The organism is Nocardioides eburneiflavus (genome assembly GCF_004785795.1).
Taxonomy (GTDB): Bacteria; Actinomycetota; Actinomycetes; order Propionibacteriales; family Nocardioidaceae; genus Nocardioides; species Nocardioides eburneiflavus.
The window spans coordinates 4,846,549-4,864,029 of sequence record NZ_SRRO01000001.1 but is presented as its reverse complement, the minus strand read 5'-3'; the positions used below and the strand labels follow the sequence as shown (position 1 = coordinate 4,864,029).

The window sequence follows — 17,481 nt, the reverse complement described above, 5'->3', positions numbered from 1 at the left end:
GACGGTCAGGAGACGCGCTCGAGGATCATCGCCATGCCCTGGCCGCCGCCGACGCACATGGTGATCAGGCCGGTCGACTTGTCGTGCCAGTCGAGGCTGTTGAGCATCGTGTTCTGCAGCCGGGCGCCGGTCATGCCGAACGGGTGGCCCACCGCGATGGCGCCGCCGTTGACGTTGAGGCGGTCGAGGTCGATGCCGAGGTCCTGGTAGGACGGGACGACCTGGGCGGCGAAGGCCTCGTTGATCTCGACGAGGTCGATGTCGTCGATGGTCATGCCGGCGTACTTCAGCGCGTTCCTCGTCGCCTCGACCGGGCCGAGGCCCATGATCTCCGGCGACAGGCCCGAGACGCCCGTGGAGACGATGCGGGCGAGCGGGGTGAGGCCGAGCTCGGCCGCCTTGGTGTCGGACATGACGACGACCGCTGCTGCGCCGTCGTTGAGCGCGCAGCAGTTGCCGGCCGTGACGACGCCGTCGGGGCGGAAGACCGGGTCCAGGCCGGCGATCGCGTCGTAGGTCACGCCGGCACGCGGGCCGTCGTCCTTGGTCACCACGGTGCCGTCGGGAGTCGTGAACGGGGTGATCTCGCGGTCCCAGAAGCCGTCGGCGATCGCCTTCTCGGCGAGGTTCTGCGACCGCACGGCGAACTCGTCGAGCTCCCTGCGGTCCAGGCCGCGAAGCCGGGCGACGTTCTCGGCCGTCTGGCCCATGGCGATGTAGATGTCGGGGAGCAGGCCGTCCTCGCGCGGGTCGTGCCAGTCCTTGCCGCCCTCGGCGTATTCGTCGGTGCGGGCGCCGGCATCCGCGAAGAGCGGGTTGCGGGTGTCGGGGAGGTGGTCGGAGGTGCCCTTGGCGAACCGGGAGACGGTCTCGACGCCGGCGGAGACGAAGATGTCGCCCTCGCCGGCCTTGATGGCGTGGAAGGCCATCCGGGTGGTCTGCACCGACGACGAGCAGTAGCGGGTGACGGTGGCACCCGGGACCTCGAGGCCGAGGAGCGTGGTCACGACTCGCGCCATGTTGTTGCCGGACTCGCCACCGGGCAGGCCGCAGCCGAGGAGCAGGTCCTCGATCGCAGCGGGGTCGAGCCCGGGGATCTTGTCCAGCGCGGCCTGGACGACGAGGGCCGTGAGGTCGTCGGGGCGGAAGTCCTTCAGCGAGCCCTTGTTGGCCCGGCCGATGGGGGAGCGCGCTGCGGAAACGATCACTGCCTCGGGCATGGGGAACTCCGGTTACTCGTCGGTTGGGGTCTGTCGGCAGACTAGCGCTGCGGTCGTTCAGGCCGGCGCGGGCCCCGGGGCGAGGCCGGTCAGCAGCAGCTCGACGCTCTCGCTGACGAACCGTCGCCGCTCGCGAGCCGGCTGGAGGAGGGAGGCCAGCAGCACGCCGTCGAGGGCGGCGACGAGTGTCTCCGCGGCGGCGGCGCTGTCCTGGCCGGCCTCCTCGTCCGCTGCGGCCATCACCTCGCGCACCCTGGTGACGAGGTCGGCGCGCCACTGCGTGAAACGCTCGGCCAGCCGGTCGTCGCGCGTGGCCGCGACCGTCAGCTCGAGGCGCGCCGCCAGCAGGTCTGGTTGCTCGAGCCAGCGGGAGAACAGGCCGGACACCTCGGCCACGGCGCGCTCATGGTCGCCCGGGCACGATGCCAGCCGGGTGCCCAGCGCCTCCACGTCGTTCGCCAGCCGGTCGGCCACGAAGTCCCCCAGGGCGCCGAGGAGCGCGTCGCGGGTCCGGAAGTAGGCCGACGAGCTCCCCTCCGGCAGGCCGGCCTCGCGGTCGACGGCGCGGTGGGTCAGGCCGCGGTTGCCCGTCCTCGCCAGCACGGTCGTCGCCGCGGACAGGATCTCGCGGCGCCTCGGGGTGAGCCCGTCGGTCCTGGGGGGCACGGCACTCCTGGGGTGGGGTCGGGTGGGCCGGGATGTCGCTCGGGTCACGGTGACGCGCGCCATGCCGCGGCCCCTTGCCTCTTCGGTACGAGAGGGTAGTCTTCTACGTACGTAGAACCTACATCTGTAGAAAGGCATTGCCATGCAGCTCCTCGATCCCACCGCCGTCACCGTCCTGCTCGTCGTCGTCGGCATCGCCGCCCTGGCCGTCGTCGGCCTGCTGGCCGCCTCGCTCGTCGTCGGTGTGCGCAGCACACGTCGCGACCGCCTGGCCCGCCACGAGTCGATCCCCGCCTACTACGGCCGTCTGCACTTCGCGCACTGATCGCCGACCCCGGCCGCATCTGCGACGATCGGGGCGTGCGCCACCTTTACCGCTGCCCGCTGAGGTGGGCCGACCTCGACCTGCTGGGCCACGTCAACAACGTCACCTACGTCGACTACCTCCAGGAGGCGCGGGTCGACATGTTCCGCACCCACGCCCCCGACAGCAGGGCCGAGGACCTCGCCGAGGGCGTGGTGGTCGTCCGGCACGAGGTGACGTACGTGTCCGCGCTGACCTTCGGCTTCGAGCCGGTGGCCATCGAGTGCTGGGTCACCGAGATCCGCGCGGCGAGCTTCACCATGGCCTACGAGGTCTTCGAGGAGGACGAGTCGGGGGAGCGCACCGTGTTCCTCAGCGCGCGCACGGTGCTGACGCCCTACGTCTTCGCCACCGAGCGGCCGCGCCGGCTGCACGAGGAGGAGCGCGAGTCGCTGTCGCGGCTCCTCGAGCCGGACGAGCCCGCCCGTCCGCGCCCGGCGCCCGAGGTCGTCGACGTGCCGGGCGGGCACTACCCGGTCCACGTGCGGTTCAGCGACGTCGACGTCTACGGCCACGTCAACAACGTGAAGTACTTCGAGTACTTCCAGGAGGCGCGGATCCAGCTGATGGTGTCCACCGGCCGCGAGCTCGGCGTGGGCTACCACCTCGTCGTCGCGCAGACGGATGTCGACTACCGGCGTCCGATCCTCTTCCGCGCCGAGCCGTACGACTGCCGTACGTGGGTCTCCCACCTCGGCAGCACGTCGGTGGTCTTCGAGTCCGTGGTGCGCGACGGCGACGAGGTCCTGGCCCGCGCCCGTGTCGTGGGGGTGTGCATCGACAGCGCCACCGGCCGGCCGGCGCCGGTCCCCGACGGGTTCCGCGAGATCGTCGCGGCCGCTACTCCATCGAGTTGACCATGAACTGGGCCGCGTGGGTCACGTAGTCCCAGAAGCGCGCGTCCTGCTCCTCGGTGAGGTCGGCCTCGTCCAGGCCCGCCCGGAAGTGCACCAGCCAGCGCTGGGCGGCGTCGGGCGTGACCCGGAACGGGGCGTGGCGCATCCGCAGCCGCGGGTGCCCGCGCGTGTCGCCGTACGTCGTCGGGCCGCCCCAGTACTGCATGAGGAACAGGGTGAAGCGCTCCTCGGCGGGACCGAGGTCCTGCTCGGGGTACATCGGCCGCAGCAGCTCGTCGTCGGCCACGCCCTCGTAGAAGCGGTGGACGATCGTGCGGATCGTCGCCTCGCCGCCGATCTCGTCGTAGAACGTGGTCGTCACCCGGCCATTGTGTCCGCTGGCCGTTCGCGCGCTCAGGCGGGTCCCTCGGCGCGGGACGGACCTTCCGCGGGAGGAGCGTCGGCAGGCGGGTCGGCAGGGGAGTCCGCGGCGTCGCCGTCGGGCTCCCGCGGGTCGCCGTCGCGCATCCACAGCACGCGCTGCGCGAAGGGGATCTCGATGCCCTCGTGGTCGAAGCGGTACTTGATCCGCTGGCGCATCTCGCGGGCGACCGCCCACTGCTCCAGCGGCGCCGTCTTGAGCGCCACCCGCACGACCACCGAATCCGGACCGAGGTCCTGCACGCCCCACACGGACGGCTCCTCGATGATGCGGCCCTTGAAGTCGTCGTCCTCCCACAGGTCGTGGGCGACGTCGGCCAGCACCGCGCGTACGCGCGCGAGGTCCTCGCCGTAGCCCACGTTGACGTCGAGCACGGTGCGCGCCCAGTTCTGGCTCATGTTGCCGACCCGCAGGATCTCGCCGTTGCGGACGTACCAGACGGTGCCATTGACGTCACGCAGCCGGGTGACGCGCAGGCTGACCGCCTCCACGGTGCCGACGGCCTCGCCGAGGTCGACCTCGTCGCCCACGCCGTACTGGTCCTCGAAGATCATGAAGATGCCGGACAGGAAGTCCTTGACCAGCGCCTGCGAGCCGAACCCGATGGCGACGCCGATGATGCCGGCGCTGGCGATCAGCGGGGCGATGTCGTAGCCGAGCTCCGCGATGAACATGAGCGCGATGACGACCAGCACGATGCCGGTGACGATGCTCTTGAGGAGCGATCCCATGGTCGCCGCGCGCTGGACGCGGCGGGTGTAGCCCGGGTCCTCGCGGAGGTTGAGCGCGGCTCCCATCCGGCCGCCTGAGATGGCGCGGCTGACCCGGTCGGGCAGCACGCCGTGCTCGGCCTTCATGACGATGCGGTCGATCAGCCGGTGGAGCAGCCACCGGACCACGAGTCCGATGAGGATCAGTCCCACGAGGGCCGACGGCTTGCCGACGACCCAGTCCGCGACGTTGGCCAGCTGCTGGTTGCCGGTCCAGTCGTAGACCCAGCCGCAGATGTTCTCGTCCGGCCCGCACGTGGACATCAGGTTGGGGGTGGCGGTCTCGCTCCCGGAGACCTCGGTCACGTTGATGATCGGGGTGGCGAGGGGGTGAGGCATGCCCGCCAGTATGGCGATAGCCTTGTAGCCGTGACCACGCACGTCAGCCCTTCCCGCCCGTCCCGCAGCGCGTACGCCCGCTGGGCCGGACGCGCCGTCGTCCTGACCGGTGCCCCTGCGCTGGCCCTGCTGTCCGCGCCGGCCAGCGCCGACGTGCCGGCGGGGTGGGGCGAGCAGACCGAGCACCAGGGCCTCGACGCCCTGCACACCCTCGGCCTCTTCCTCGGTGCGCCACTGCTGCTGGTCGTGCTCATCGCCGTCGCGGTCTACCTGCCGGCCATGATCCGCGGCGACAAGCTGCTCCCCGACCACTCCGCCGGCGAGGCCCAGTGGATCGGCGGCCCCCGCCAGGGTGTCGCCGAGCTCCCCGCCCCCGACGGCGCGGACTCCCGGGCGGGTGGAGCCAGTGGCAGCTGGTGAGCTGAGCGAGACCGACCGTCTTGCCCTCGACAAGGCCATCCGTCTCGCCGAGCAGTCCTGCCGCTTCGAGTTCTCGGTCTACGTCGGGCCGGCGGAGGGTGACGACACCCGCGCCTGGGCGACCCGGCTGCACAACCGGCTCGTGGCCCCCGCGCGCAGCGTGCTGGTGCTCGTCGACCCGCGCCGGCGTGTCGTCGAGGTCGTCACCGGTGGCGACGTGCGCCGGCACCTGACCGACGCCGAGGTCGAGCTGGCGGTGCTGGCGATGTCGTCGGAGTTCGCTGCCGGCAACCTCGCCGCGGGGCTCCAGCGCGGCATCGCGATGCTCGCCGAGCACGCGCGCCCGCAGAACACGCTCCACGCCTGAGCCGACTCGGCGCATCCTGACGCCGAAGTTGCCGCGAGTCGGCGCACCCTGACCTCCAAGCGGTCAGGATGCGCCGACTCGGCGTCGTACGCGCGTCAGGACGCGCCGACTCGCATGTCAGCGGGCGTCGTACCGCTGGGCGGCGAGCGCGCGGGCGATCTCGGCGCGCGCCTCCCCGACGTAGCGCTGCGCCTGCTTGGGGGCAGTGGTGCCGGCGAGCCACTCGTCGAGGCGGGCGAGCGTGGCCTCCGAGCCGAGCGGCCTCGGGAAGCCGTACTCGAGGATCGTCGAGGCCTTGTGGAAGCCCAGGGTGTCGACGAGCGTCTCCGAGGCGGTCAGGAACTTCTCGAGGTAGGGCCCGAGGACGTCCTCCTGGCCGAAGCGGAAGATCGAGAACGCGATCTCGCGCGAGGTCTCGTTGGGGGTGGCCGGGTCGACGAGCGCGGCCCAGGCGGCGGCCTTGGCCTCGGCGGTCGGCTGGGCGGCGCGGGCGGCGGCCGCCTGCTCCTGGCCCGAGATCGTCCTGTCGACCTCGAGCTCGGCGTCGATCTCGGCGTCGCCGAAGCGACCCTGCTTGGCGAGCGCGGTGATGAGCGCCCAGCGCATGTCCTGGTCGATCGCCAGCCCCTCGACGGTGAACGACCCGTCGAGCAGTCCGATGAGGTCGTCGAGCGCGCTGTCGCTGTGCGCGGCGCCGGCGTAGGACCGCGCGAAGGTGAGCTGGTGGTCGCTGCCGGGCTCGGCGGCGAGCAGCAGCTCGCGCAGGCCCGTCTCCCAGCGTGCCTTCAGCTCCGCACGGTGGGCGGGGTCGGAGTAGAAGCTGATCGCCAGTGCAGTGGACGACGGGATCCGCGTCACGGCCCACGCGTCGGTCTCGGCGCCGATGTTGGCGAGCACCAGGTCGGCCCAGTCGCGCGTACGCATCTCGCCGTCGCGGGTCATGTCCCACGCGGCACCCCACACCAGCGCGCGCGGCAGCGAGTCGGCGAAGGTCGACAGGGCGGAGATCGCGGTCGCCATCGAGCGCTCGTCGAGGCGGATCTTGGCGTAGGCGTGGTCCTCGTCGTTGAGCAGCAGCAGCGCGGGCTGCTCGACGCCCACCAGCTCGGGCACCTCGGTGCTGGCGCCCTCGACGTCGATCTCGAGGTAGTCGCGTCGCACCAGGCGACCGTCCACCTCGTCGTAGAGGCCGATGCCGAGGCGGTGGCGACGCAGCGTCGGCCAGTCCTCGTGGGCGGTCTGCTCGACGGAGAACGACGCGTACGCTCCCTCGCCGTCGAGCTCGAATGCCGGCGCGAGCGTGTTGACGCCGGCCGTCTGGAGCCACTCCTGGGCCCAGCCCTGGAGCTCGCGGCCCGACGCCTTCTCGAGCGTGACGAGCAGGTCCTTGAACTCAGGGTTGCCGTACTCCCACTCCTTGAAGTAGGCGCGCAGACCCTCGAGGAACGGCTCGATGCCCACCCACGCGACGAGCTGCTTGAGCACCGAGGCGCCCTTGGCGTAGGTGATCATGTCGAAGTTGACCTCGACGGCGTGCAGGTCGACGTTGTCGGCCGCGATCGGGTGCGTCGAGGGCAGCTGGTCGGCGCGGTAGCCGGTCTGCTTGCGGGCGTTGGCGAATCCGGTCCACGCATCGTCGAACTCGGTGGCGTTGGCCTCGCACCAGTAGCAGGCCCACTCGGCGAACGACTCGTTGAGCCAGAGGTCGTCCCACCACTTCATGGTCACGAGGTCGCCGAACCACATGTGGGCCATCTCGTGGGTGATCACCGAGGCGCGGAACTCGAAGAACGAGCGCGGCTGGCGGCTGCGGGGGAGGTACTCGTCGCGCAGGGTCACGCAGCCGGCGTTCTCCATCGCGCCGGCGTTGTACTCAGGCACGTAGAGCTGGTCGTACTTGCCGAACGGGTAGGGGTAGTCGAACTGCTCCTCGAACCACGCGAAGCTCTGCTTGGTGAGCTTGACCAGCTCGGCCGTGTCCATGTGCTCCTTGAGCGACTGGCGGCAGTAGTGGCCGAGTGGGATCGTGCCGAACTTGCCCTCGTAGGTGTCGAACTCGCCGTGGTACTCGCCGGCGACGATGGCGGTGATGTAGGTCGACATCCGCTTGGTGGTGGGGAATCGCCAGACCGACGCACCGTCACCCGACTCGGTCGGCTCGGGCGTCGCGGCGTTGGAGACCACGACCCAGTGCGACGGCGCGGTGACGTTGAAGGTGAAGACGGCCTTGAGGTCGGGCTGCTCGAAGGTGGTGAAGACCCGGCGGGCGTCGGGAACCTCGAACTGGCTGTAGAGGTAGACCTTGTCGTCGGCGGGGTCGACGAAGCGGTGCAGGCCCTCGCCGGTGTTGGAGTAGGCGCAGTCGGCGGTGACGACGAGCGTGTTGGTCGCCTCGAGGTCGTCGAGCGCGATGCGGCTGTCGGCGTACGCCGTGGCCGGGTCGAGGCTGCGACCGTTGAGGGTGATCTCGCGGACGGTCGGGGCGACCAGGTCGGCGAAGGTGCTGGCGCCGGGCTCACGGCAGGCGAACTCGAGCGTGGTGGTGGAGACGAAGGTGGCCTCGTCGGGGCGGGTGGCTGACGTCAGGTCCAGGTCGACGGTGTACGCCGAGACGTCCAGGAGAGCGGCGCGGGTGGCGGCCTCGTCCCGGGTGAGGTTGGTTCCAGGCATGCGGGCATCCTGCCACCGGGGCTGTGGCCCGGCCCACACCGGTGGGGAATACGTGGCCGAGGCGAGGGATTGTGGTGGACATGGCTACCGCTGACCTCTGGTTCGACCCGCTCTGCCCGTTCGCCTGGATCACCTCGCGCTGGATCCGTGAGGTCGAGCAGGTCCGCGACATCGAGGTGCAGTGGCACGTCATGTCGCTGGCCCACCTCAACAAGGACAAGGACATCCCGGCCGGGTACCGCGAGATGCTCCAGGGCACCGAGAAGCCGGTCCGGGTGGCGATCAGCATCGCCGAGCAGTACGACAACAGGACCCTCGGCGACTGGTACACCGCGATCGGCACGCGCCGCCACAACAACGGCGAGGAGCTGTCGATGGAGACCGCCGCGGCGTCGCTGGCCGACGTGGGCCTGCCGGCCGACCTGATCGAGGCCTGGGACGACGCGTCGCTCGACGACGCCGTCGCCAAGAGCCACCACGAGGGCATGGACCCGGTCGGCGACGACGTCGGCACGCCCACCATCCACATCAACGGGTCGGCGTTCTTCGGCCCGGTGCTGTCGAAGATCCCCCGCGGCGAGGAGGCCGGCGAGCTGTGGGACGGCGCCGTCGCGGTCGCGAAGTTCCCTTACTTCTACGAGCTGAAGCGCTCGCGGACCGGCGACCTCGACTTCAGCTGACGCCGGGGTCGGCCGTGCGCACCGCGCGGTCGGCCAGCTCGGCGCCCGCTGCGTCGTACAGCCCGACGACCGCCGCCCGCTCCACGAGCTGCGCGACCTCCTCGTCGTAGCGCGTCACGGCGGTGACCGAGCCCCCGAACCCGCTGCGCTGCAGCTCCTCGAGCGCGGCGAGGTTGCTGCCGTGGAAGGGCATCGCCAGGAGGACCAGTCGCACGGTGCCCTCGTCCCGGACCCGGGCCCAGAAGAGGGGGTCCGTGGCGTCGCCCTCGACCACGTGGAGCCCCTCGGCCGTCAGGTCTCCGGCCCGCGCGGCGTCGGAGTCGACGCCGGTGACGCGCAGCCCGTATCCCTCGATCAGCCTGCTGCTGGCAGCCCGCCCCAACCGGCCCATCCCGAGCACCAGGGCATCGGCGCGCCGGAGGTCGACAGGTCGTTCCTCGGGATGCAGGCCACGGGGGTCAGGCACGCGCCGCGACGCCGCGGACGACACGGGATCGACGACGGCACTCGTCACCGACGCAACGACGAAGCTCAGCGCGACGGCCGTCGAGACCACGACCAGCCACTCGGGGTCCACGGCGCCGGCGGCGGCTGCCGCCACCACGACGATGAGGGCGAACTCCGAGAAGCTCGCGAGCGAGACCGCAGCGCGGCTGGCCGTCCGTACGCGGAAGCCGCACGCCCCCAGCAGCAGCGCGAAGAGGGCGGCCTTCACCGGCACCAGCGCCACGAGCGCCACGGCCAGCGCGATGCCGGACACGTCGGGCGCGCCATGCAGTCCGACCGACAGGAAGAAGGCGACGAGGAGCAGCTCCTTGACGGAGAAGACGGACTTGGCCACCTCCTCCGCCCGCGGTGAGGGCGCGAGCAGGACGCCGATCGCCAGGGCTCCGAGGTCCCCCTTCAACCCGGCGGCGTCGAACAGGGCGTAGCCCGGGACCAGCGCGAGGGCGACGCCGACGAGCGTGAGCAGCTCGCCGTGGTCGAGCCGGGCGAGCATCCGGCGCACCGGCCACGAGGCAGGCACCAGGACCAGGAGCAGGGGCGCCCACCAACGGGGTCCCTCGCCCTCGACGACCGCCAGCACGGCCACGGCCACCAGGTCCTGCACGACGAGGATCCCGATGGTGGTGCGTCCCGGGAGCGATCGCGTGGCGTTCTGCTCCTCGAGGACCTTGACCGCGACCACCGTGCTGGAGAACGAGAGGGCGAGCGCCACCAGCACCAGGTCGGCGCCCCCGACGTCGGCGAGCAGCCCCACCCCGACGGCTCCAGCGACCGTGAGCAGCGTCAGCACCAGCACGATGCTCATGAGGGCGTGCGCCAGGCTGACGCCGAGCACCTCGCGACGTACCAGCACACGGATGTCGAACTTCAGTCCGATCGCGAACAGGAGCAGCACCACGCCGAGGTCCGCAAGCGCCTCCAGCGCGGGAGTGCCTTCCACGCCCAGCCCGGCGAGCGCGAAGCCCGCGAGCAGGAAGCCGACCATGGGAGGCAGGCGTACGGCATGGGCCAGCAGGCCCCCGGCCGCGGCCGCCGACAGCATGAGCACCAGGTCGATCGACATCCCACCTCCCAGCGGTCGGTCGGCGCCACCCTAGTGGGGACGTACTCCGCGTACCGCCTCGAAACCGGCTAGCGAGGCTCACTACGCTGCACCCATGACTCGTGTCCTGTCCGCCGTCGCCTGGCCGTACACCAATGGCCCGCGCCACATCGGCCACGTCGCCGGTTTCGGCGTGCCCTCCGACGTGTTCAGCCGGTTCATGCGGATGGCGGGCCACGACGTCCTCATGGTGAGCGGCACCGACGAGCACGGCACGCCGATCCTGGTGCTCGCCGACAACGAGGGCGTGCCCGCGCGCGAGCTCGTCGACAAGTACAACCAGGTGATCGTCGACGACCTCTGCGGCCTGGGGCTGTCCTACGACCTCTTCACCCGCACGACCACCGGCAACCACTACGCGGTGGTGCAGGAGATGTTCGAGACCTGCCGCCGCAACGGCTACATGGTCGAGGAGACCACGAAGACCGCGATCAGCCCGTCCACCGGCCGTACGCTCCCGGACCGCTACATCGAGGGCACCTGCCCGATCTGCAAGTACGCCGGCGCTCGGGGCGACCAGTGCGACAACTGCGGCAACCAGCTCGACGCGACCGAGCTGATCGACCCGCGGTCGAAGATCAACGGCGAGGTGCCCGAGTTCATCGACACCCAGCACTGGTTCCTCGACCTGCCCGCGCTCGCCGACGCGCTGGGGGAGTGGCTCGACCAGCGTGAGGCCACCGGCCTGTGGCGGCCCAACGTCATCAAGTTCAGCCAGAACATCCTCAAGGAGATCCGGCCGCGCGCGATGACGCGCGACATCGACTGGGGCATCCCGGTCCCCGGCTGGGAGGACCAGCCCACGAAGCGGCTCTACGTCTGGTTCGACGCCGTCATCGGCTACCTGTCGGCCTCGATCGAGTGGGCCCGGCGACTCGGCGAGCCCGACAAGTGGCGCGAGTGGTGGAACGACGCCGACGCCGAGTCCTACTACTTCATGGGCAAGGACAACATCGTCTTCCACTCGCAGATCTGGCCGGCCGAGCTGCTGGCCTACAACGGCGAGGGCGCCAAGGGTGGCGAGCCCGGCATGTTCGGCACCCTCAGCCTGCCGACCGAGGTGGTCTCCAGCGAGTTCCTCACCTTCGGGGACCTGCAGTTCTCCACCAGCCGGGGCAACGTGATCTACGTCGGGGACTTCCTGGCCCGCTACGGCCCCGACGCGCTGCGCTACTACATCTGCGCCGCCGGCCCGGAGACCTCCGACGCGGCCTTCACCTGGGCCGACTTCGTCACCCGCAACAACTCCGAGCTGGTCGCCGGCTGGGGCAACCTGGTCAACCGCACGGCGACGATGATCGCGAAGAGCTTCGGCGAGATCCCGGCTGCGGGAGCGCTCGAGGAGGTCGACGAGCAGGTGCTCGCGACCGTGCGCGACGGCTTCGACACCGTGGGCGGCCTCGTCGGGAAGCACCGGCTGCGGGCCGCGATCGCCGAGGCGATGCGCGTCGTCGGCGAGGTGAACAAGTACCTCACGCTCACCGAGCCCTACAAGATGAAGGACGAGTCGCAGCGCGAGCGCCTCGGCACCGTCCTCCACGTGGCGGCCCAGTGCGTGAGCGACTGCAACACGCTGCTGTCGCCGTTCCTGCCGCACTCGGCCAACAAGGTGCACGCGGTGCTCGGCGGCGAGGGCGAGCTCATGCCGATGCCGCGCGTCGAGCAGGTCGAGGAGCTCGAGCCCGGCAACGGCGCCGGCCACACGTCGTACTCGATCATCACCGGCGAGTACTCCTCGACGCCCGCGTGGGAGTCGCGCCCGGTCGTCGTCGGGGCGAAGGTCGACAAGCCGACGCCGGTCTTCACCAAGCTCGACCCCTCCGTGGTCGAGGAGGAGCTCGCCCGCGCCGGGGCCTGACTAGGCTCGGCACATGACCGCCGGAAGCACCGCCGAGATGTACCTGCCGCACTTCGTGGTGAAGCAGAAGCTCACCCTGATGGTCAACCGCTACGAGGTCTCCGAGTCCGACGAGGCCGGGAACCCGACGCGGCTGATGGCGCTCGCCGAGCAGAAACGGATGGCCTTCAAGGAGCAGGTCACGTTCTTCTCCGACGGGAGCAGGACGAGACCCGTCTTCGGGTTCAAGGCCCGCAAGAAGCTCGACCTCAACGCCGGCTACGACATCACCGACGAGTCCGGCGCGCAGATCGGGTTCTTCAGGAAGGACTTCGGCGCCTCGCTGCTGCGCTCCACCTTCCACATCGAGGGACCGGGCTACACCGGCACCGGCCAGGAGCGCAGCCAGGTCGTCGGGCTGCTGCGCCGCTTCACGGACCTCGACTTCATCCCGATCCACTTCGACTTCGTCGACTCCGCGGGTAGCCCGCTCTTCTCCGTCGAGCGCAAGATGTCGCTGGGCGACCGCTATCGCGTCACCGTCCCCGACCAGCGGGTCGACTTCCGGGTGGCCGCCGCCGTCGCGGTGGGCCTCGACGCGCTCATGTCCCGCTAGCCCCAGGAGGTCGTCGTGCACATCGCAGTCCTCGGCACCGGCACGGTCGGTCGCACCATCGCCCCACGACTCGCCGAGCTCGGCCACGTCGTACGCCTCGGCACGCGGGACCCGGCCGCGACCCAGGTGCGCGAGGGGTGGAGCGAGCTGCCCGGCGTCGAGCTGCTCACCTTCGCCGAGGCGACGGCGGGTGCGGACCTCGTCGTGCACGCGGGCAACGGCGCGAGTGCGCTCGACCTCCTCGCGCAGGCCGGCGACCTGACCGGCGTCGTGCTCCTCGACATCTCCAACCCGCTCGACTTCTCCGCCGGCTTCCCGCCGACGCTGAGCGTCAAGGACACCGACTCGCTGGGGGAGCAGGTCCAGCGGGCCTTCCCCGACGCGCGGGTGGTCAAGTCGCTCAACACCCTGACGGCCGACCTGATGGCCCACCCCGACCGCCTCCCCGAGCCGACGAGCGTCTTCGTCAGTGGCGACGACGCCGACGCGAAGCGTCTCGTCGCGGGGGTGCTGGCCGAGCTGGGCCACCGCGACGTGATCGACCTCGGCGGCATCGAGACCGCGCGCGGCGTGGAGATGTGGCTGCCGCTGTGGCTGCGCCTGATGGGCTCGCTCGGCACGGCCGAGTTCAACATCAAGGTGGTGCGGGGGACGTGATGTACCCCGAGGTCCGCGCCGCCGTCGCGGCTGACCCGGGCCCCGACCTCCGTGCCCCGGGCTTCGACCTCTCCGCCCACCGCGAGGACGTGCGCCGGTTCAACCTGCGCCAGCCCCGCGAGGACGTCGCCTCGGTCGAGGACGTCGACGCGTACGGCGTGCCGTGCCGGCTCTTCACCCCCACGGACCCGCTGCCGGGGCTGGTCGTGCACGCCCACGGCGGCGGCTTCGTCCTCAACGACGTCGACGTCCACGACGGCATCTGCCGGCGGATGGCCAACCGGGGCCGGCGCGCGGTGCTGAGCGTGGACTACCGTCGCCCGCCCGAGGACCCGTTCCCCGCGGCCCCCGACGACCTGGACACCGTGGTGCGCTGGCTGCGCGACGGCCGGGGGCCCCAGGGGCCGTACGCCGCCCACGGCGACTCCGCCGGCGGCAACCTCGCCCTCGTCGCTGCGCTGCACAACCCGGGCTTCTTCCGCGCGGTCGCGCTGGTCTACCCCTTCCTCGACCCGCGCAACAGCTTCCCGTCGTGGGAGCTGGGGGCGGCGTCGGGCTTCGACCCGTCCGAGGCGACCTGGTACTGGCAGCAGTACGCCCGCAGCGAGGCCGACCTGGACGACCCCGACCTCGCGCCCCTGCTCTCCGACCGGCTGCACACCCTCCCGCCGACCTTCGTGGCCACCGCGGAGGCCGACCCGCTGCGTGACGAGGGCGAGGAGCTCGCGCGGCGCATCGCCGAGGCCGGCGTCGAGAGCGTCGGCATCCGCTGCCTCGGACAGACGCACGGCTTCTGGCGGCACGCGCAGTTCACCGCGTCCGAGCCCCTCGTCCGGCAGGTGGCGGGCTGGCTCGACCAGCACCTGACGACCCCCTGAGCCGATGTCACCGTCGATGACCGTCCACTTCCATCCGGGGTGGTGCTTCGGCGACTCCACCGTGATCGACGCCTTGGCATCCGGGGGCGTCTATCGCACGCAGTGGGAGACCGGCACGTCCAACGGCGGACTGACTGCGCATCCGGACGGAGATCGTTGGCGGCGGGACAGTCGGATGTTCGCGGGGCGCTACGACTCGGCGGCCCCCGCCGATCGGCCGGTGTACGGAGCATGGCACCGCTACGACGACCCCTTCGGGGCGGCGCCACGATTCGGGTCCGCGTACCTCCGGTGCGACCGGCGGTGCCGACCCGGACGACGTTCTGCTGGCCTGACAGCGTCTACGAGCCCGAAGCGTTCGGCGAGCAGGCGCGGCACGGGGGACTGGTGATCGCCAGGGACGTCGACGCACTCGTGATGGATCCCACCGATCGGGAGGAGCATGCCGACGCACTGACTCGCATCGACTGCGCCGTCGAGGTGCATCCCGGCTACCGGGTCCGCGCAGAGAGCATCGACCCGTCCTACCGCGGTCCGGTGACCACGCACAGCCAGTCAAGTGGCTCTGGCACTGCCTGGCCCGGTTCGGGCGGAGATCCGACTGAGGTCGGGACCTACGAGGCCAGCGTGAAGTTGCTGGCGAGCTGCAGCTCGAGTGGTGAGTAGTCGACGCTGCCTGCGCCACCGCCGGGCACCGGCGGCGAGGTGGATCGCAGGATCCGGAGGTGCTCGGTGACCCCGTGGACCTCGTGGAGGCCGGCGTCGCCCGGGTCGGCGACCCAGCAGGTCCAGCCCGGCGATTCCTTGACGTAGTTGCAGCGCTCGCAGAGTCCCTGTCCGTTGGCAGCAGCGGTGCGACCATGGTCCGCGGCGCGGATCACGTGGTCGTGGTGGCGGATCCGCGCGTTGCAGCCGGTCGTGCGGCACAGCCCGTCGTCGCGAAGATCGAGGAACTCGGCGAGCAGTCCGTCGAACCTGCGGCTCGTGGACTCCATCGCGACCAGCGCGCGAGCCGTGGGGGAGACGAAGAGTCGCCGGAGGGTGGCCCTGGCGGCGTGGCTGGCGCGGCGGACCAGGTCGATGCACAGGGCGGCGGGGAGGTGCCCGACCCCCGTGACCCGGCCGGGCTCGGTGCCCACGCCGAAGAGTGACTCCACCGCGATGACGATGTTGACCTGGACCGGCGGGACGCCGTCGACCTCGTCCAGCCCCGTCAACCGGGCGACGAGGGCGTCGGCCCGGACCTGACCCGCGGTCCGGGGATCCCCGGCGGCACGTGCGGCGGCTGCCTCGACGTCGAGGGCGCTGCGTACGGCCGCCAGGGCCTCGAGCGGGAGGACGGCTGTGAGCCGGCCGGTGCCGTCGTCGAGGGCACGGCTGGTCACTCTCCGGTCGGCACGAGCCCGCCGACAACGGCGGGTCTCCGAGTCGGCGGCGTGCGTCAGGCACGACCGGCGCACGGCATCGCGGAGACGAACGTCGCCGAGGCCGGCGAGCCGCGGTGCCAGGTCCTCGTCGACGCGCGAGCGCTGCTCGGGGGCGAGGTGGCCGACCTCGCGCGCGACGGCGAACGCCCGGTCCTCGGTGAGCTCGCCCCGCCGCAGCGCGGCCAGCGTGAGGGGGAGCTGGTCGCGGAGCCGGCGCGAGAGCAGGACCCGCTGCTCGCCGGCGTACGGGCTGGACAGCGTGGCGAGCGCCACCTCGGCACCGACCGACATCGCGCGCGGGGGCGTGTGCCGACGGCTGGCCGGGACGTCCTCGATGTCGGCGGCGTCCGCGAAGGTAGCTGCGACCACGGCCTGCGCCGCTGCCGCCGCGGACTTGATCCGCTCCAGCGCCTCGAGCTGGTCGAGGTGATCGACCGGCAGGGCACCCGGGACCACGTCGGCCAGGAGGTCTGCGAGGGCATGGAGCTCACCCGTCTGGCAGGTGGTGTCAACCGTCTGGCAGGTGGTGTCAACCGTCTCGTCCATCTTCGCTCCTCCGCGGATCGAACAGGTGTTCGATTGTCTCACCTTGGCAGACCTGGGTCAAGGGCGCGAATTCAAACGGCTGATGCAACGAGCCTCTGATTGAGCGCCTGGCCCGGAGTCTGCCACTCGAGTGTCTTGCGGGGGCGGGTGTTCAGCTTCAGGGCCACCCGGTCGCACTCGGCCATGGTGAGGTGACGCAGGTCGGCGCCCTTGGGCCAGTACTGGCGCAGCAGGCCGTTGGTGTTCTCGTTGGTGCCCCGCTGCCATGGCGACTGGGGGTCGCAGAAGTAGATCGGGATCCCAGACTCGATGCTGAACTTGGCGTGCTGAGCCATCTCGGATCCACGGTCCCAGGTGATCGACTTCCGCAGCTCCAACGGCAGGGTCGCGATCATCTCGTTCAACGTCCACCGGGCCTGGTCGGCGCGGTGTTGGCCTGGCAGCGGCGCGAGGAGCACGAACCTCGAGGACCGCTCGACCAGCGTGAGTACCGCCCCCTTGCCGACACCACCGAGCAGCAGATCGCCCTCCCAATGTCCGGGCACGGCCCGATCGTCCGCCTCAGCGGGTCGCTGTGAGATCCGGATGTCATCGGTGATCCCCAGCGTGACCCGCTTCGCGCCGCCGGTCTGGGCCTTGCGGCGCTGCCGGCGGGTGCGCAGGTGCGCGGTCAACTCACGCTTGAGCTCGCCCTTGGTCTGGACGAACAGCGACTGGTAGATCGTCTCGTGCGACACCCGCATCCTCAGATCGCGTGGGAACAACACCGGCAGCATCGCCGCGATCTGCTCAGGCGACCAGTCGTCGCGTAGCAGCCCCCACACCTTCTCCCGCAACGGCGCGTGGTCCAGGCGCCGCGCCTTGGGCCGGCGCGCCTTCCTCGCTGCCTCACGCTGGGACCACTTCGCGGAGTACTTCACCCGATACCCAGCACCACGCCCCCGCGCGGTGCGAGCACGTGGCGACCTGGTCCCGAACGACCCCGCACGCCGCAACTCCCTCGAGATCGTCGAGGGATGCTTGCCCACCAACGCCGCAATCGTGGCCTGTGGCAGGCCCGCCATGTACGCCCGCTCTATCACCAACCGCTGATCCGCGGTCAACCTCACTCCCGGCACGCGCCGCAACCTCTCACTC

At 71.0% G+C, this 17,481-nt stretch carries 18 protein-coding genes; 10 read left to right on the top strand and 8 right to left on the bottom strand.

The features are described 5' to 3' along the window. Positions 1 to 5: 5 nt before the first annotated feature. Together EXE59_RS22835 and EXE59_RS24005 are read right to left on the bottom strand one after the other, a co-directional pair. Positions 6 to 1,220: an acetyl-CoA C-acetyltransferase gene (locus EXE59_RS22835; RefSeq protein ID WP_135840942.1), complete on the bottom strand. Its 1,215-nt coding sequence runs from the start codon at positions 1,218 to 1,220 to the stop codon at positions 6 to 8. 57 nt (positions 1,221 to 1,277) lie between these two features. After that, complete coding sequence (locus tag EXE59_RS24005) at positions 1,278 to 1,886, bottom strand: TetR/AcrR family transcriptional regulator (RefSeq protein ID WP_246057002.1); 609 nt, start codon at positions 1,884 to 1,886, stop codon at positions 1,278 to 1,280. Between the two features lie 142 nt (positions 1,887 to 2,028). Between EXE59_RS24005 and EXE59_RS22825 the strand changes: the two genes are divergently transcribed. Next, positions 2,029 to 2,211: a hypothetical protein gene (locus EXE59_RS22825; protein WP_135840941.1), complete on the top strand. Its 183-nt coding sequence runs from the start codon at positions 2,029 to 2,031 to the stop codon at positions 2,209 to 2,211. 35 nt (positions 2,212 to 2,246) lie between these two features. Continuing rightward, on the top strand, positions 2,247 to 3,107 hold the full coding sequence (locus EXE59_RS22820) for an acyl-CoA thioesterase (RefSeq protein ID WP_135840940.1): 861 nt from the start codon (positions 2,247 to 2,249) through the stop codon (positions 3,105 to 3,107). Here the strand turns inward: EXE59_RS22820 and EXE59_RS22815 are convergent. Both EXE59_RS22815 and EXE59_RS22810 read right to left on the bottom strand, forming a co-directional pair. Beyond that, entirely contained in the window at positions 3,091 to 3,468 is a 378-nt protein-coding gene (locus EXE59_RS22815) for a globin (protein WP_135840939.1), read from the bottom strand. The genes EXE59_RS22820 and EXE59_RS22815 overlap by 17 nt on opposite strands. Before the next feature lie 32 nt (positions 3,469 to 3,500). Then, entirely contained in the window at positions 3,501 to 4,637 is a 1,137-nt protein-coding gene (locus EXE59_RS22810; RefSeq protein ID WP_246057001.1) for a mechanosensitive ion channel family protein, read from the bottom strand. Positions 4,638 to 4,667: 30 nt separating this feature from the next. Here EXE59_RS22810 and EXE59_RS22805 point away from each other — a divergent pair, with 30 nt between their 5' ends. Both EXE59_RS22805 and EXE59_RS22800 read left to right on the top strand, forming a co-directional pair. Further along, entirely contained in the window at positions 4,668 to 5,057 is a 390-nt protein-coding gene (locus EXE59_RS22805) for a hypothetical protein (protein ID WP_135840938.1), read from the top strand. Next, positions 5,044 to 5,424, top strand: a complete 381-nt coding sequence (locus EXE59_RS22800) for a DUF5130 family protein (RefSeq protein WP_168218646.1) — start codon at positions 5,044 to 5,046, stop codon at positions 5,422 to 5,424. The genes EXE59_RS22805 and EXE59_RS22800 overlap by 14 nt, the downstream gene beginning before the upstream one ends. A gap of 117 nt (positions 5,425 to 5,541) precedes the next feature. Here EXE59_RS22800 and pepN read toward each other — a convergent pair whose 3' ends face one another. Next, positions 5,542 to 8,094 (bottom strand): aminopeptidase N, encoded by a 2,553-nt coding sequence (pepN, locus tag EXE59_RS22795; RefSeq protein ID WP_135840936.1) that lies wholly within the window; start codon positions 8,092 to 8,094, stop codon positions 5,542 to 5,544. Between the two features lie 80 nt (positions 8,095 to 8,174). On the opposite strand from pepN, the gene EXE59_RS22790 reads away from it, so the two are divergent. After that, positions 8,175 to 8,774 carry a mycothiol-dependent nitroreductase Rv2466c family protein gene (locus EXE59_RS22790; RefSeq protein WP_135840935.1) on the top strand — a complete coding sequence of 200 codons (600 nt, stop codon included), beginning with the start codon at positions 8,175 to 8,177 and terminating at the stop codon, positions 8,772 to 8,774. On the opposite strand, the gene EXE59_RS22785 is transcribed toward EXE59_RS22790, so the two are convergent. Beyond that, a complete protein-coding gene (locus tag EXE59_RS22785; protein WP_135840934.1) occupies positions 8,767 to 10,344 on the bottom strand; it encodes a cation:proton antiporter domain-containing protein in 1,578 nt (525 codons plus the stop codon). The two genes, EXE59_RS22790 and EXE59_RS22785, sit on opposite strands and share 8 nt — an antisense overlap. A 94-nt stretch (positions 10,345 to 10,438) precedes the next feature. Here EXE59_RS22785 and metG point away from each other — a divergent pair, with 94 nt between their 5' ends. The 5 genes from metG to EXE59_RS25200 are packed head-to-tail and all read left to right on the top strand — an operon-like array spanning position 10,439 to position 14,762. Then, positions 10,439 to 12,241: a methionine--tRNA ligase gene (gene metG / locus EXE59_RS22780; protein ID WP_135840933.1), complete on the top strand. Its 1,803-nt coding sequence runs from the start codon at positions 10,439 to 10,441 to the stop codon at positions 12,239 to 12,241. A 13-nt stretch (positions 12,242 to 12,254) separates the two neighbouring features. After that, positions 12,255 to 12,836: an LURP-one-related family protein gene (locus EXE59_RS22775; protein WP_246057000.1), complete on the top strand. Its 582-nt coding sequence runs from the start codon at positions 12,255 to 12,257 to the stop codon at positions 12,834 to 12,836. Between the two features lie 15 nt (positions 12,837 to 12,851). Further along, positions 12,852 to 13,493, top strand: coding sequence for an NADPH-dependent F420 reductase (locus EXE59_RS22770; protein ID WP_135840932.1), 642 nt, complete (start codon positions 12,852 to 12,854; stop codon positions 13,491 to 13,493). Continuing rightward, positions 13,493 to 14,371 carry an alpha/beta hydrolase gene (locus tag EXE59_RS22765; protein WP_246057103.1) on the top strand — a complete coding sequence of 293 codons (879 nt, stop codon included), beginning with the start codon at positions 13,493 to 13,495 and terminating at the stop codon, positions 14,369 to 14,371. The genes EXE59_RS22770 and EXE59_RS22765 overlap by 1 nt, the downstream gene beginning before the upstream one ends. 4 nt (positions 14,372 to 14,375) lie before the next feature. After that, a complete protein-coding gene (locus EXE59_RS25200; protein ID WP_425464527.1) occupies positions 14,376 to 14,762 on the top strand; it encodes a DUF3626 domain-containing protein in 387 nt (128 codons plus the stop codon). 223 nt (positions 14,763 to 14,985) lie between these two features. Here the strand turns inward: EXE59_RS25200 and EXE59_RS22755 are convergent, their stop codons facing one another. Together EXE59_RS22755 and EXE59_RS22750 are read right to left on the bottom strand one after the other, a co-directional pair. Further along, on the bottom strand, positions 14,986 to 16,344 hold the full coding sequence (locus tag EXE59_RS22755) for an HNH endonuclease (RefSeq protein ID WP_135840930.1): 1,359 nt from the start codon (positions 16,342 to 16,344) through the stop codon (positions 14,986 to 14,988). A gap of 71 nt (positions 16,345 to 16,415) precedes the next feature. Then, entirely contained in the window at positions 16,416 to 17,462 is a 1,047-nt protein-coding gene (locus EXE59_RS22750; RefSeq protein ID WP_135839945.1) for an IS30 family transposase, read from the bottom strand. Between the last annotated feature and the right edge of the window lie 19 nt (positions 17,463 to 17,481).